Consider the following 12,975-nt stretch of genomic DNA (forward strand, 5'->3'; position numbering starts at 1 on the left):
ATCGCCGGGGAGCAGATGCATTGCGCGCGCTGGAACCTTCTGCTACTCTATTGGAGCGGCCCGCTCCTCGGCCTTGTTTCCCCTCCCCCCGTCTAGGGCTGGGTTGAGCGGGCCGCCCTTTCTTTTCCCTCTCTGAAGCCTGAGTACCGATATTCCGATGGATCCCCAGCTCTCGGCGCGGCGCAAGGCCGACCTCCGTCTTCGCATCCGGACCGCGCGGCGCGCGCTCGCCGACGCGCGGCGGTCGGCGAGGGACGCGGCAGTGGACGCACGGGCGGCGCAGCTGGCCGAACGGCTCGGCCCCGGCTCCGTGGTCAGCTCGTACGTGCCGACCAGGCTGGAGCCGGGAACCGAACGGATGCTGGCGGCGTTCGCAGAACGCGGCTCTCGGGTGCTCGTCCCCGTCGTGGTCGGCCCTGACGCGGCGCTCGCGTGGCGGCAGTGGCGGCAGGACGGCCCCGATCTGCCGCCGGAGGCGCTGGCGGAAGCCGCGCTCGTGCTGGTGCCCGCGCTCGCGGTCGATCGCTTCGGAACCCGGCTCGGCCAGGGCGGGGGGCATTACGACCGCAGTTTGCGCCATGCCGACCCTGAGGCGAGGCTGGTCGCAGTCGTCGACGATCCGGAAGTGGTCGAGGGGCTGCCGCGCGAACCGCACGACCGGCGCGTCGGCTGGGCGCTCACTCCGACGGATCTAGTCCGCCTGGACGACGCGCGCTAGACCTGCGGATGGGCGAGCTGGTCCATCCGGCGCTCTTTCGCGAGGACGAGCGCGCGCAGGTCGAAGTCGCCGCGCTGTTCGCATGCGGCGGCGAGCACCACTGCGTTGTACTTCGCGACGAGGCCGTACGCGCAGGTCCACACGTTCGCCCTGCCCCACGACCATAATTGCGCGTTCGCCGTCCCGGCTTCCGGCCCTTGCTGGAACATCCCCGGCTCGCCCGGTCCCCGGTCGGTGAACGCGTCGACCCGCTTGCCGTAGCACGCCGCGAGCCGCTGCCGGGCTTCGGCCAAAGCGGCTGCCGCGTCGAACCCCCGCGAGTAGACCGAGGCGACTTCGATGACGGTGTGCGTGCCGTTTGTGCCCCACCACGCCGAGTTTCGCGCGATCGGGCCTTTCGGCAGGATCGGCGACTCCTCGGCCACCATGAACGGGCACTGCGCCGGATCCGCATGGGTGTAGACGCTGTGCGTGAAGTCCGCTTGATGCGCCTGCGTGCCGCCGATGACGAGCTCGCCGGGTTTGCTCAGCAGCTCGGGAGCCTCCGCCGGGAGGATCGGGCCCACGTCGGGGGCCTGCGCCTGCGCGGTTTCGTGCCGGGCGGGCGCGGGGCGCTCGCAGCCCGAGGCCAACAGCGCGAGGCCGAGCAGCAATGCCGCCGCCCGGCTCATGGCCGAGTCCGAGCCTGGCCCTGGATGCGGAGCAAGACGGATTGGGCGAGTTCCTTCATCCCCGGTGCGGGCGTGGGGTAGCACGACGTCACCTCCATGGCGGCGTTGTGCGCCGCGATCAGCGCGTTGTTGCAGAACCAGGACTTGCCGACCGCGGCGAGGGTCCAGAGCAGGACGTTCGGCGACCCCGAGTCCGGCTGCCCGACCAGTTGGAAGGTGCTGTTGCCCCGCCCTGGGTGGAGCCGGTGATCGGCGTGCCCTGGCAGCGTTCCCTCGTCTTGGCGGCCTCGGCGATCAGGTCGGTCGGCGAGAAGTCGTCCCGGTAGATGGCCGCGATCTCGACGATCTGCGCGTGCTCGGGGTCCCCTGGCTTCGGCGCGATGACGGAGGCCGTGGCCACGTGGTCGCGCATGAGCAGCGGCGAGTCCACCTCCAGCACTAAGCCCCGGCATTCGGGCGGGGAGGCGCTGGAGTACATGTTCTCCAAGTTGCCGCTGGCGTCGAAGTGGCCGGGCTCGAAGAGCTGCTGGATCGCGTCCGCGGGGATCGGAGCCACTTTGGGCGTGGACGGCTCCCCGTTTTCGCCGTCCTTGCCGGGGTGGGCGCAGGAGGAGACGGCCATGATGATCGCGGCGACGAGGGACGGCGCGCAGCGCAGAGGTCGACGTGCTGGCATGTGGCTCAGTCCAGGGGTTTCGCGAGCTTGTTGATGCGGTCCAACGCGCCCTTGGCGAGCGAGAGCACGTCGGTGCCGTTGGTGAAGGAGCACGTCGTGATCTCCACCGCGGCGTTGTACGCGGCGACCAGCGCGTTGTCGCAGGCCCAGTCCCGCGAGGTCGAGGCGAAGGACCACAACAGGATGTTCGGGGAGCCGGAGTCCTTGTGAGGGAGCAGCCGGTACGTGCCCGCGTTGCTGATCCGGGTGCGGATGGTGAAAGCCGTGCCCTGACAGCTCTCCACGGTCTTGGCCGCAGAGGCGATGGCCTGCTCGGGCTCGAAGTCGGAGTGATAGACGCCGACGATCTCCTCGATCATGCTCACTCGTCCCGAGTCCTGAGCCCAGGAGCCGTTGTTGAGGGTCACCGGGTCGTGCATGAGGAACGGCGGGTCCACTTCCTGGGCCACTCCGGCGCAGTTCGCCGGGTCCACGCTCACGAACGCGACTTCCTCGGGGTTCTTGTGTTTCTTGTCGCTCTGCGGGCTGAGCAGCTCGGGGGAGAGGTCGGCGACGATGGGCCCCACGCTTCGGTCCGGGTCGTCCGTTTTCTTTTTGGCCGCGTGGGGCGTGCAGCTGGCGAGGCTGAGCGCTGCGCACAGCACGAGAGGGGCCGCGCGCAGCCGGAAGCATGGGAGCATGATCTCAGTGTAGTGATCGGATCGTGATAAGCGCACAGGAATAGCTGTGACGGGCGCGCGACGAATTGCGCGGGCTCTGGCGATGCAGTACCCTGGCACCTCGTAAAGAGCGCTGGCGAGGGCGGGCGCTGGCTTTTGCTGGCCAGCGTCGGCCGTGATCGACGGAACGCGAACCCCCTCTGTTGGGAGCCTAGGTTCGGCCGAAGGACACCGCCTCGGCGGCGCGACGATTGACGAACCTAGAGGAGCATCTCATGGCTGAAACCGCCCGCGTCGAGGCGACTGTCCGCACCGAGTTCGGCAAGGGCGCGTCCCGTCGCGCCCGCCGGGACGGCCAAGTGCCCGCCGTGCTCTACGGCCACGGAGCCGAGCCGAAGCACTTCAACCTCCCCGCGAAGGAGTTCGCGCGCGTTCTGCGCGCCAACGGCACGAACGCCGTGGTGAGCCTGACCGCTGGCGGCGAAGAGCACCTCGCGATCACCAAGCTCGTCGTCGTGCACCCGACGAAGAGCTACTTGCAGCACATCGACCTGCAGATCGTCCGCCGTGGCGAGCGGATCGCGGTCGAGGTGCCCGTCGTCGTCGTCGGAACCCCGATCTCCGGCGGCGTGCTCCAGCACGAGGCGACCGTCCTCCCTGTCGAGGCCGAGGCGCTGCACATCCCCGAGCAGATCGAGGTCTCCATCGACGGCCTGGAGATCGGCTCCAAGATCCTCGCGGGCGAGCTCGAGCTGCCGCAGGGTGTGTCGCTGACCGGCGACTCGGAGCAGCTGGTCGTGCAGATCAACGAGGCGCGCGCCGCGCAGACCGAGGACATCCAGGAAGCGGCGGCGGCGGAGGCCGAGGCTGAGTCCGAAGAGAGCGGCGAGGAGAGCTGACCGCGAGCGTCGGCGGGTCTTCTGCCGCAGGGCCGATCCTCGTCGCAGGGTTGGGCAACCCAGGGGCCAAATACGAGAAGACCCGCCACAACGTGGGCCACATGGTCGTCGACCTGCTCGTCTCACGGGCAGGCGGGTCCTTCCGCGCGCACAAGACGTCGGGCATGCTCGCCGCGCAGCTCTCGTTCCACGGGCGCGCGGTCATCCTCGGCAAGCCCACCGCCTACATGAACGTCTGCGGGCCGCAGATCGCGAAACTCGCGAGATACTTCTCCGTGCCCCCGACGGACGTCGTCGCCGTGCATGACGAGCTGGACATCGGGTTCGGCCTGGTCAGGCTCAAGCGCGGCGGCGGCGAAGCGGGGCACAACGGCCTGCGGTCGTTGTCCTCCTCGCTCGGCACCAAGGATTACGCCCGGATCCGAGTCGGCGTCGGCCGCCCGCCCGTCGGCATGGAGACCGCGGACTTCGTCCTCGCCGGGTTCACCGCCGTCGAGCGTCGAGAGCTGCCCGACCTAGTCGAACGCTCTGCGGACGCGGTGGAGTGGCTGGTGCGCGAAGGCGTCGAGGCCGCGCAGAACCGTTTGCACGGCTGACGGGTCAGAGGGGGAAGGCGCTGTTCTTCAGCGCCCAGTACCCGCCGACCACGTCGGTGGCCTTGTGCAGCCCGAGGTCCTGCAGGCTCGCCGCGGCCAGGCTGGAGGTGTACCCCTCGGAGCAGAGGATCACCCACTCCACGTCGTGGTCGGTCGCCTGCGGGATCCGTGCGTCGCTCGCCGGGTCGAGGCGCCATTCCAGCACATTGCGCTCGATGACCAGCGCTTGCGGCACGTCGCCCTCCTCGGCGCGCTGCGCGGCGGGCCGGATGTCCACCAGGATCGCCCCGCGCTCCAGCGCGGCGGGGACCTCGTCGGCACTCAGCCTGCGCAGGCGCTCGCGCGCCTCGGCTAAAACGTCGGCGATGGTTCGTCTCACTGCCACAGCCATAGTCATACTCGCTTCGGGCGTTCGGGGATGTCGGTGAGCTCCGCGCGGACCCGGCGCAGCGAATGCCGCTCGGTCACCTCGTAGTAGCTCATGACCGTCAAGGGCGGCGAATACGCGTGCACGGACAGCGCCGGCGCGATGGCGCCGGTTCCGTCTGCGGTCAGCGCGGAAGTCCCGGAGGCCGCCCAGGTCACATCGTGGACCCAGCCCAACGGGAACGCGGCCTGCGCCCCCGAGGCCAACCGGCGTTCGCGAAGCCGGTCGCCCGTCCAGCGCCATTCCGCGAGCGCCCCGTCCACAACGGTGAGCGCGCCGAGGGAGCCGCCGTGGTCGTGCAGCTCGGTGGTCCGGTCGGGGACCCAGCTGATCGCCCAGACGTCGAGGTCGTCGTCCGCGAAAAGCTGTCTGCACCAGCGGTCGTCGGTCGGCCAGCCTCCGGCTGGGGGCAGCAGATGCGACCAGGCTCCGTCTCGGACCTGGTCGGCCACGTCTGCGGTGATGCGAAGAAGGTCTGCGGTGTTCAGCCGCGTGGGCAGCGGACGCTGCCGGGTCAAGAGCGATGGCGTCGACACGGGGGTGCTCCTCGGGCGTGGGTCTTCAATGGGATAGGGCGGATGCGGGGCGGCTAGCCCAGACAACACCGCCGACTCGCAAAGAAGGCGCCGAGACTCATGTCCGGCAGTATGCCAAAAAGTCGCGGACCACGCTTGAGCGCCGACACGCCCCGTTCGGCGCGTCGGCGTACGAAAGGGCGCGCCGGCATACGAAAGAGCGTGAAACGGCGTGGTCGCCGCACTTGGGATCACAGTGACTGTTTTTCCTGCCGCTTTTCCCCTCGCCGCCAGGGGACCAGTCCGCCCGAGGGCCTGGCCGAGGCGCGGATCCCGCGCCGGGAGTACAATGCCATAGACGGCTATATTCAGCTTTGCAGGGATTTTCGGGAAGCAGTTCGCGCTGATGCAAACAACAATCGCCACAGACGGCGCGCTTGCGGCGCGTCGGGGCCTGACGCTTTTCGTCCGCCGATGACGGCGGGCTACGGGGTGCAAGTGATCCAGCGGCTCCTGCCTGACCAGTGGCAGGTGCTGCGCAAGCTGCGGCTTGCCGGCCTCTCGGAGGTGCTCGGCGAGGACCACGACGAGTACCTGGCGGAAGCGGCGTTCGACGAGCTCGCCTGGCGGTCGGTGATCGCGACCGACCCGCAGTTCGTCGCGAGCGTGCACAGCGTCCCGGTGGGGGTGGTCTCGCTGCTGCTCGACCCGGAGCAAGAGGTGGAAGTGGAGTTCCTCTGGGTGGACCCGGCCCACCGGGGCTCCGGGGTCGCCAAGGGGCTCATGGGAGCCGCTTCGGACTGGGTCAACCGGGGCGGGTACCGCGCGGGGAAGACGTTGACCTCGAACCGGCGGCTCGGTCCGGGGCGGGCGCATCGGCAGACCCAGTCGGGTTAGGGCTTCGGCCCACAGGCTCGTGCCGCGAGACTATCGCGCCTCGTCGTCGACGAAGCGTCTGCTCGCCACAGCGCAGGCCAGGCTGAGGAGGGAGAAAGCCAGGAGCATGATCCCGACGGCTCCAGGGCCCCGCCAGCTGTAAAGGCTGGCGGCCAAGATCGGCGGCAGCGCCCCGCCGATGATCCCCGCCGTGTTGAACGAGACGGCGAACCCGGAATAGCGCAGCTGCACCGGAAAGTCTTTGACCAAAAAGGCCGCGAAGGCCCCGTTCGTCACGCCGAGGGCGAGGACGGAGAGCAGGACGGCGGCGGCGAATCCCGCCAAGCCTCCCGAAGTCAGCACCGGCATGATGACGACCGACCAGAGCGAGACGAGGACGAGCCCGAGGATGTAGAGCCGTTTTCGGGGGAGCTTGTCGCTGTAGTAGCCGACCACGACCACGACGGCGAGCCAGATCAGGCCGCCGACGGTATTGACCGCCAGAATCTCGGCGAAGGGCAGGCCGAGTTCGCCGCGCGCCACGGAGACGAAGAACGAGTCGCGGATGAACGAGATCATGTAGAGCGCGAACATGGAGCCGGTCACCAGCGCTAGCTGGACGGGCCGTTGCCGCAGGAGCGCGGCGAGCGGCGCGCGGACCAAATCGCCCGACTGGCGCGCCGCGAGGAACTCCGGCGACTCGGAGACCCGCCGGCGCACGGCGAGGCCGATGAGGATGAGCAGGCTGCTCAGCAAGAAGGGAACGCGCCACCCCACGCCAAGAAGGCCGCGCTCTGCCCGGCTCCGAGCAGGCTGACGAGCAAAAAGGAGAGACTGCTCAACAGGAACCCCAACGCGGCTCCGACCGCGCCGGACGAACCCATGAGGCCGCTTCGCCCCTTCGGCGCGCTCTCTGTTGCGAGCACGACCGCGCCGCCCTGCTCGCCGCCGAGCGCGAACCCTTGGACCAGCCGGAGCGCGAGCACGAGCGCCGGTGCGGCGCCGCCGATCCGGTCGGCTCCGGGGACCAGGCCCACCGCCGCCGTCGCCACGCCCATCAGCAGCAGCGTGAGGACCAAGATGCGCTTGCGTCCGATCCGGTCGCCGAAATGCCCGAAGACGGCGGCTCCGGTCGGGCGGGCGACGAACGCCGCGCCCAACGTCGCGAACGAAGCGAGCCGCGCGGCCTCCGGCCCGAGGCTCGGGAAGAAGACGGTCGGGAACACCAAGGCGGCGGCGGTGCCGTACGCGAAGAAGTCGTAGTACTCGACGGCGGAGCCGATCGCGGCGGCGGCGAACACCGTGCGCGGGTTCGACGGAGCGGGAGCCGTCGCGCCAGGCCCGTTTCGGGCCGACATCAAGCCTGTCGCCCCTCGTCGGCCCGAAGAACGCGGGCTCGAGCCCGCGATGTGGGCCAGCTCTGCGAGCACGGCTCCGGGGGAGACGGTCGCGTCGGGCTCCACAGGGTGGCTCTGTGCTCGATCACGTCGGACTTGTCAGCTCGTGGGACTTAGCCCGCGATGTCGGCCAGCTCTGCGAGCACGGCTCCGGGGGAGACGGTCGCGCCGGTCTCCACGTGGAGCTTGGTGATCACGCCCGACTTGTGGGCGCTGATCGGGTTCTCCATTTTCATGGCCTCAAGGACCGCGATGAGCTCGCCGGACTCCACGGTCTGGCCCAGCTCCACGGCGACCTTCACCACCGTGCCGCGCATCGGCGCGGTGACGCTGTTGCCGCCCTGCGCCGAAGCGCCCGCGACCTTGTGCCGGGGCTTGGGCTTGCGCCGGATGACCCCGGTGTTGTTGGCGGCGGTGAACAGCTCCTCGGGCAGCAGGACTTCCAGACGGCGCCCGCCGACCTCGACCACAACGCCGCGAGTGCCGGGGCCCTCTTCGTCGAGGTGCTCGGCGGGCTCGGCGAACGGGGCGACCGTGTTGTTCCACTCGGTCTCGATCCACCGGGTGTGCACGCCGAACTTCTGCCCGTCGCCGATGAACGCGGGGTCGCGCACCACGAGGCGGTGGAACGGGATGGTGGTGGCCAGGCCGTCCACGACGAACTCGTCCAGCGCGCGACGGGCGCGGGCGAGCGCCTCTTCGCGGTCGCGGCCGGTGACGATGAGCTTGGCGAGCATGGAGTCGAACTGGCCGCCGACGACCGTCCCTGCTTCGACCCCGGAATCGAGGCGCACGCCCGGGCCGTTCGGCTGGCGGTACGTGGTGACCTTGCCGGTGTTCGGGAGGAAGCCGGTGCCCGCGTCCTCGCTGTTGATCCGGAACTCGAAGCTGTGGCCGCGCGGCTCCGGGTCCTCCGAGAGGGAGAGGGTCTGGCCGGAGGCGATGCGGAACTGCTCGAGGACGAGGTCGATTCCGGCGGTCTCCTCGGTGACCGGGTGCTCGACCTGCAGACGGGTGTTCACCTCGAGGAAGGAGACGAGACCGTCCTCGCCGACCAGGTACTCGACCGTGCCGGCTCCGTGGTAGCCGGCCTCGCGGGCGATGGCTTTCGCGGAGGAGTGGATGCTCTCGCGCTGCGCGTCGGTGAGGAACGGGGCGGGAGCCTCCTCGACCAGCTTCTGGAACCGGCGCTGCAGAGTGCAGTCGCGGGTGCCGACGACGACAACGTTGCCGTGGGTGTCGGCCACGATCTGCGCCTCCACGTGGCGGGGGCGGTCGAGGTAGCGCTCCACGAAACACTCGCCGCGGCCGAACGAGGCGGTGGCCTCGCGGGTCGCGGAGTCGAAGAGCTCGGGGATCTCCTCAAGGGTCCGTGCGACCTTCATACCGCGCCCGCCGCCGCCGAACGCGGCCTTGATGGCCACCGGCACGCCGTGCTCGCGGGCGAAGGCCAGCACCTCGTCGGAGCCGCCGACCGGCTTGTCCGTGCCCGGCACGAGCGGCGCGCCCACCTTGAGGGCGATCTGCCGCGCGGTCACCTTGTCGCCGAGGTCGCGGATCGCCTGCGGGGAGGGCCCGATCCAGACCAGGCCCGCGTCGATGACGGCCTGCGCGAACTCCGCGTTCTCCGAGAGGAAGCCGTAGCCGGGGTGGATCGCCTTCGCGCCGGAGCGCCGCGCGATGTCGAGGATCTTGTCGATCACCAGGTAGCTCTCCAGCGCGGTCTTCCCGCCGAGGGCGAACGCCTCGTCCGCGAGCCGCACGAACGGCGCGTTCGCGTCCGGCTCCGCGTACACCGCAATGCTGCGCAGGCCCGCGTCTTGGGCCGCTCGGATCACCCGGATGGCGATCTCGCCTCGGTTCGCGACGAGTACCGAATCGAACGCTGTGGTGATACTGGGCATTGCAACCTCCTGGTGTCTGCAGTCTAGCTTTCTTCTGCGTGATGCGCTGTGGGGAAATGGGCGATGTAAGTCAGGTCCGCGCTATGGGCCTGGGGCCGCTCCAGGGTCTTCCCCTGTGGCGATCGGGGCGGTGATGGTGTTGCCCCACTCGCTCCATCCTCCGTCGTAGTGGCGCACGTTCGGCAGGCCGAGCAAGAACTTCAACACGAACCACGTGTGCGCGGACCGCTCGCCGATCTGGCAGTACGTCACGATTTTCGAGCGCTTGCCGTCGCCGAGCGCGGAAAAAGCGTCCGCGAGCTCGGCGACGGGCAGGAAATGCCCGCTCGGCGTGATCGCGCTCGTCCACGGGATGTTCTTGGCGGAGGGGATGTGGCCCGCCCGCGCCGAGCGCTCGACCGGGTATTCGGGAATCGGCCTGCGCGGCCCCGCGTACTCCTCCGGGCTGCGGACGTCGAGGACCGTGGAGCCCCCGAGGGAGCGCGCGAGCTGGTCGCGGAAGACCCGGTTCGTCTCGTCGTCGCGTTTGATGAGCGGGTAGTCCGCTTGGGCGAGCCGGGGGAAGTCGAGCGTGGTCTCCCTGCCTTCGGCGAGCCAGGCGGCGCGCCCGCCGTCGAGCAGGCGCACGTCGGTGTGGCCGAACAGGGTGAGGACCCACAGAAGGTGGGCGGCCCAGCGGTTCTGCTTGTCGCCGTAGACCACGATGGTGTGGCCCCGCCCGATCCCTTTGCTGTTCATCAGCGCGGCGAGGCGGGCAGGGTCGAGCACGTCGTGCGTGCCGGGGCCCGCGAGCTCCGAGCGCCAGTCCACTTTGGCCGCAGTCGGAATATGCCCCGCGTCGTAGAGCAGGCTGTCCTCGTTGGCCTCGAGGAGCCGAAGCTGTCGATGGCCGAGGTTCGCGGACAACCACTCGGTGCTGACGATCCGTTCCGGTGCGGCGTAGCCGACGGCAACAGAAGCGGGGTCGACTTGCACGGCGCGGGTCACATCCTTCAGGTCTGAATCAAGGTGGGCTTGAGAAGAGTACCCGGTTTCTAAGGAAACGGTAAAGTCCACACGCTCCAGCGCGTCTGGGGAGTGTCCCTTTGATGCGAAAAAGTGATCTACGCGGCCCCGGTCGGGGAGCCCGAGGCCTGCCATAACGCGGCGACGTCGAGGCCGACTTGAGCGAGCAGCGCGCGCAGCACCGGCAGTCCGAGTCCGATCACCGTGGACGGGTCGCCCTCGATGCGTTCGATGAACCAGCTGCCCCTGCCTTCGAGGGTGAACGCGCCCGCAACTTCCAGCGGCTCCCCGGTGGCGAGATACGCTCTGGCTTCGTCGCCGGAGAGGTCGCCGAACCGGATGTCGGCCCGTCCGACCTCATACGCCCTCGCGGCGATCCGCCCGTCCGTGAGGCGGAGGAGGCAATGGCCGGTCAGCAGCGTCCCGGTCTGGCCCGACATCTTCTGCCAGCGAGCCCACGCGACTTCTGGGGTGTGCGGCTTGCCGTGCAGCTCGCCATGCAGGAGGAAGGCGGAGTCTGCCGCGACGATGACGGTGTCCGGGGCGGGGCCGGGGCCCGCGAGCAGCCGCTCGGCGACGGCCTCGGCTTTGGCGCGGGCGAGGGCGGCCACTACGTCGCCGGGCGCCGCCTCAGCGCCGAGCGCGGCGGCGACGGCCTCCTCGTCCACGTCTGAGACCACGACATCGGGCTCGACCCCGGCGGCTCGGAGCAGCGCCAGGCGAGAGGGGGAGCCAGAGGCGAGGACGACGCGGAGCGCGGTGGCGGGAAGGTCGGCTTCCGCCCGCGTCACGCGCCGCGCCACGCGGGCGGAGTGTCCTTGATGAAAGACTGCGGCAAGCCGCCGGGGATGTACGACAGCTGGGAGTCGCCCGCGCGCCACAAGTCGCGCGGGTGCCTGCGGGTATCCCGCTCCCACAGCCGCTTGGCCCACAGCTCGGCGAGCACGGCGGACAGCGCGGCGACTTCTTCGTCGGTGGGGTTGCCCTTCACGACGGTGAAGTCGATCGGCCCACGGTTTCGCTCTTCGGGGGTGTGGGGAACGGCGATTGAGGCTGTCATGTCGTTATAATAATCCCTCAGCGGAGGCGTGATCGTTACCCTCACGGAACTCTCATGAAACCTTCACGAAGTTCGCAGAGCATGCAGAGCATGCTGTAACGTCTCGAAAACGCAGGTTCGCGACGGTGGGGTTCTTCCCCGGCCTGGGAAGAACCCGGTCCGCTCGGCGCGCGGACGGGCAGGGCGCAGCGGCTGGGGAATTTTCGAGCGCTCGGGCTTGTTATGCGCTTCGTCGCGACTGATCCACAAGGAGCCCGCAGATGACGTCCTTCCCAGCAGCGGCTCCGCTGCGGTGGGCCACGCGGTTCCCGGTGACTCTTGGCTATGTGGTCGCGCTCGCCGCCGTCGCCTTCCTCCAGCGCAGGCTCTCCTCGGTCGGCGACGAGGAGCTTGTCGCCAGCGCGAGCACGAATCTGCGCAATCTCGCTGAAGGAAGGCTGCAGACGTTGCTCGAGAGCGCGTTCGTCACGCAGGAAGACCCAGGCAAGGTGTGGGTCTGGCTGCCGGGATTGGCCTGCCTGCTGGCGCTGGGGGAGTTGCTTTGGCGGTCCCGCCGATTGGCGGGCGCCATCGTGCTCGGCCATGTCGGCGGGACGGTGATCGTTGCGCTCGGGCTCGTCGTCGCGCTGCGGCTGGGCTGGGTGGAGGGCTCGGTGGCGGACGAAGCCGACGTCGGCGTGAGCTACGCGGCGATGGGCGTGATCGGGGCGCTGGTCGGGGCGTTGCCGCGCGCGCTGCGCTTGCCGTGGGCGGCGTGGTGGCTCGTGGTCGCCTCGGTGGCCTTGTGGTTCGACCGAGACTTCACGAGCGCGGGCCATCTTGTCTCCTTGGTGCTGGGATTGGCGGTGGGGGCGTGGCTCGCGCGAGGGGACGGCGCGCGGTGGACCCCGGTGCCGCTCTGCCTCGCGGCGGGCGCGTTCGCGTTCGGTTTCGGCGTCCTGGTGGACGGTTTCGGCGCGCATTCGGCGGCGGCGCTGTTGGGCGGGGTTTCGGCGGCAGGCCTCGCGTGGGGTGTGGCCGCCGCGACAGCGTGAGCGCGGAGCCGGTTGCGCTACATTCCTTCCCATGGAACTCGTTGTGTTGCTTGTGGTGCTCGTGGCAGGCGGGGCCGGGCTCCTGTGCACGTTCGTTTTCGGCGAGCTGATGCACGACGAGGCGCTGCCGTTCCTGAGCCTCACCGCCCTGGCGACTGGGGCGGTGGGCTTCGGCGGCGGCGGGCTGATCGCCTCGCTTGCCGGGGTCTCGTCGGGGCCGAGCCTGCTGATCGGGGCCGCGGTCGCGATTGCCGCGATGGTCCTCACCAGAGGAATGCTGGTGCCGTATCTGCAGCGCCAGCAGGGGAATTCGCTCACCAGCAGGGCCTCGTACCTCGGCTCGCTCGCCACCGTGACCTTGGAGCTGCCCGAGTCGGGATGGGGCGAAGTGCAGTTCGCCGACGCCACCGGGAATTTAGTCCGGATCAGGGCGGTCGGACCCGCCGGGACGAGCATCCCGAAGGGGGCTAAGGTGTACGTAGCCGAAATGGACGACGAGTTTGCGCACGTCGTCGATGTTTCGGAAACGTAGGAGCGA

Annotated in this window: 17 protein-coding genes; 6 read left to right on the top strand and 11 right to left on the bottom strand. The window is 69.5% G+C overall.

Annotation, left to right across the window (positions count from 1 at the left end; all coding sequences use genetic code 11):
- The first annotated feature begins 157 nt into the window (after window positions 1-157).
- A complete protein-coding gene (locus HMPREF9336_RS05665; RefSeq protein ID WP_021030168.1) occupies window positions 158-718 on the top strand; it encodes a 5-formyltetrahydrofolate cyclo-ligase in 561 nt (186 codons plus the stop codon).
- Here the strand turns inward: HMPREF9336_RS05665 and HMPREF9336_RS05670 are convergent.
- From HMPREF9336_RS05670 to HMPREF9336_RS05680, 3 genes are all read right to left on the bottom strand, one after another.
- Window positions 715-1,389, bottom strand: a complete 675-nt coding sequence (locus HMPREF9336_RS05670) for a sensor domain-containing protein (RefSeq protein ID WP_007469868.1) — start codon at window positions 1,387-1,389, stop codon at window positions 715-717. The two genes, HMPREF9336_RS05665 and HMPREF9336_RS05670, sit on opposite strands and share 4 nt — an antisense overlap.
- 118 nt (window positions 1,390-1,507) lie before the next feature.
- A complete protein-coding gene (locus HMPREF9336_RS05675) occupies window positions 1,508-2,065 on the bottom strand; it encodes a hypothetical protein (RefSeq protein WP_021030169.1) in 558 nt (185 codons plus the stop codon).
- Window positions 2,066-2,070: 5 nt separating this feature from the next.
- Complete coding sequence (locus tag HMPREF9336_RS05680) at window positions 2,071-2,745, bottom strand: sensor domain-containing protein (protein ID WP_021030170.1); 675 nt, start codon at window positions 2,743-2,745, stop codon at window positions 2,071-2,073.
- 254 nt (window positions 2,746-2,999) lie between these two features.
- Here HMPREF9336_RS05680 and HMPREF9336_RS05685 point away from each other — a divergent pair, with 254 nt between their 5' ends.
- Both HMPREF9336_RS05685 and pth read left to right on the top strand, forming a co-directional pair.
- A complete protein-coding gene (locus tag HMPREF9336_RS05685; protein ID WP_007469873.1) occupies window positions 3,000-3,623 on the top strand; it encodes a 50S ribosomal protein L25/general stress protein Ctc in 624 nt (207 codons plus the stop codon).
- 50 nt (window positions 3,624-3,673) lie between these two features.
- Window positions 3,674-4,219, top strand: coding sequence for an aminoacyl-tRNA hydrolase (gene pth / locus HMPREF9336_RS05690; RefSeq protein ID WP_007469875.1), 546 nt, complete (start codon window positions 3,674-3,676; stop codon window positions 4,217-4,219).
- 4 nt (window positions 4,220-4,223) lie between these two features.
- Here pth and HMPREF9336_RS05695 read toward each other — a convergent pair whose 3' ends face one another.
- A complete protein-coding gene (locus tag HMPREF9336_RS05695; protein WP_040584651.1) occupies window positions 4,224-4,610 on the bottom strand; it encodes a rhodanese-like domain-containing protein in 387 nt (128 codons plus the stop codon).
- A gap of 2 nt (window positions 4,611-4,612) precedes the next feature.
- Window positions 4,613-5,182, bottom strand: a complete 570-nt coding sequence (locus HMPREF9336_RS05700; RefSeq protein ID WP_021030172.1) for a cupin domain-containing protein — start codon at window positions 5,180-5,182, stop codon at window positions 4,613-4,615.
- Between the two features lie 453 nt (window positions 5,183-5,635).
- On the opposite strand from HMPREF9336_RS05700, the gene HMPREF9336_RS05705 reads away from it, so the two are divergent.
- Window positions 5,636-6,058, top strand: a complete 423-nt coding sequence (locus HMPREF9336_RS05705; protein ID WP_007469881.1) for a GNAT family N-acetyltransferase — start codon at window positions 5,636-5,638, stop codon at window positions 6,056-6,058.
- A gap of 30 nt (window positions 6,059-6,088) precedes the next feature.
- Here HMPREF9336_RS05705 and HMPREF9336_RS17405 read toward each other — a convergent pair whose 3' ends face one another.
- The 6 genes from HMPREF9336_RS17405 to HMPREF9336_RS05730 form a co-directional block, all read right to left on the bottom strand.
- Window positions 6,089-6,814, bottom strand: coding sequence for an MFS transporter (locus tag HMPREF9336_RS17405; RefSeq protein WP_021030173.1), 726 nt, complete (start codon window positions 6,812-6,814; stop codon window positions 6,089-6,091).
- Window positions 6,787-7,500 carry an MFS transporter gene (locus HMPREF9336_RS17410; RefSeq protein WP_021030174.1) on the bottom strand — a complete coding sequence of 238 codons (714 nt, stop codon included), beginning with the start codon at window positions 7,498-7,500 and terminating at the stop codon, window positions 6,787-6,789. The genes HMPREF9336_RS17405 and HMPREF9336_RS17410 overlap by 28 nt, the downstream gene beginning before the upstream one ends.
- A gap of 47 nt (window positions 7,501-7,547) precedes the next feature.
- The gene (locus HMPREF9336_RS05715) at window positions 7,548-9,338 is read right to left on the bottom strand and encodes an acetyl-CoA carboxylase biotin carboxylase subunit (RefSeq protein WP_007469884.1); all 1,791 of its coding nucleotides are present in this window, start codon (window positions 9,336-9,338) and stop codon (window positions 7,548-7,550) included.
- 81 nt (window positions 9,339-9,419) lie between these two features.
- Window positions 9,420-10,313 carry a sulfurtransferase gene (locus tag HMPREF9336_RS05720; protein ID WP_007469886.1) on the bottom strand — a complete coding sequence of 298 codons (894 nt, stop codon included), beginning with the start codon at window positions 10,311-10,313 and terminating at the stop codon, window positions 9,420-9,422.
- Window positions 10,314-10,441: 128 nt separating this feature from the next.
- Window positions 10,442-11,134: a Maf family protein gene (locus tag HMPREF9336_RS05725; protein WP_156920300.1), complete on the bottom strand. Its 693-nt coding sequence runs from the start codon at window positions 11,132-11,134 to the stop codon at window positions 10,442-10,444.
- Window positions 11,131-11,403 (bottom strand): acyl-CoA carboxylase subunit epsilon, encoded by a 273-nt coding sequence (locus HMPREF9336_RS05730; RefSeq protein WP_051357155.1) that lies wholly within the window; start codon window positions 11,401-11,403, stop codon window positions 11,131-11,133. The genes HMPREF9336_RS05725 and HMPREF9336_RS05730 overlap by 4 nt, the downstream gene beginning before the upstream one ends.
- A gap of 260 nt (window positions 11,404-11,663) precedes the next feature.
- Between HMPREF9336_RS05730 and HMPREF9336_RS05735 the strand changes: the two genes are divergently transcribed.
- Entirely contained in the window at window positions 11,664-12,437 is a 774-nt protein-coding gene (locus tag HMPREF9336_RS05735) for a rhomboid-like protein (RefSeq protein WP_007469892.1), read from the top strand.
- A 31-nt stretch (window positions 12,438-12,468) separates the two neighbouring features.
- Window positions 12,469-12,969, top strand: coding sequence for an NfeD family protein (locus HMPREF9336_RS05740; protein WP_007469895.1), 501 nt, complete (start codon window positions 12,469-12,471; stop codon window positions 12,967-12,969).
- Window positions 12,970-12,975: the final 6 nt, after the last annotated feature.

This window comes from Segniliparus rugosus ATCC BAA-974 (assembly GCF_000185725.2).
Lineage (GTDB): Bacteria > Actinomycetota > Actinomycetes > Mycobacteriales > Mycobacteriaceae > Segniliparus > Segniliparus rugosus.

Excerpts from the sequence above, each read along its gene's own strand:
- HMPREF9336_RS05665 (WP_021030168.1), top strand. The coding sequence starts at position 158 with ATGGATCCCCAGCTCTCGGCGCGGCGCAAGGCCGACCTCCGTCTTCGC.
- HMPREF9336_RS05670 (WP_007469868.1), bottom strand. The coding sequence starts at position 1,389 with ATGAGCCGGGCGGCGGCATTGCTGCTCGGCCTCGCGCTGTTGGCCTCG.
- HMPREF9336_RS05675 (WP_021030169.1), bottom strand. The coding sequence starts at position 2,065 with ATGCCAGCACGTCGACCTCTGCGCTGCGCGCCGTCCCTCGTCGCCGCG.
- HMPREF9336_RS05680 (WP_021030170.1), bottom strand. The coding sequence starts at position 2,745 with ATGCTCCCATGCTTCCGGCTGCGCGCGGCCCCTCTCGTGCTGTGCGCA.
- HMPREF9336_RS05685 (WP_007469873.1), top strand. The coding sequence starts at position 3,000 with ATGGCTGAAACCGCCCGCGTCGAGGCGACTGTCCGCACCGAGTTCGGC.
- HMPREF9336_RS05695 (WP_040584651.1), bottom strand. The coding sequence starts at position 4,610 with ATGGCTGTGGCAGTGAGACGAACCATCGCCGACGTTTTAGCCGAGGCG.
- HMPREF9336_RS05705 (WP_007469881.1), top strand. The coding sequence starts at position 5,636 with ATGACGGCGGGCTACGGGGTGCAAGTGATCCAGCGGCTCCTGCCTGAC.
- HMPREF9336_RS05715 (WP_007469884.1), bottom strand. The coding sequence starts at position 9,338 with ATGCCCAGTATCACCACAGCGTTCGATTCGGTACTCGTCGCGAACCGA.
- HMPREF9336_RS05730 (WP_051357155.1), bottom strand. The coding sequence starts at position 11,403 with ATGACAGCCTCAATCGCCGTTCCCCACACCCCCGAAGAGCGAAACCGT.
- HMPREF9336_RS05735 (WP_007469892.1), top strand. The coding sequence starts at position 11,664 with ATGACGTCCTTCCCAGCAGCGGCTCCGCTGCGGTGGGCCACGCGGTTC.
- HMPREF9336_RS05740 (WP_007469895.1), top strand. The coding sequence starts at position 12,469 with ATGGAACTCGTTGTGTTGCTTGTGGTGCTCGTGGCAGGCGGGGCCGGG.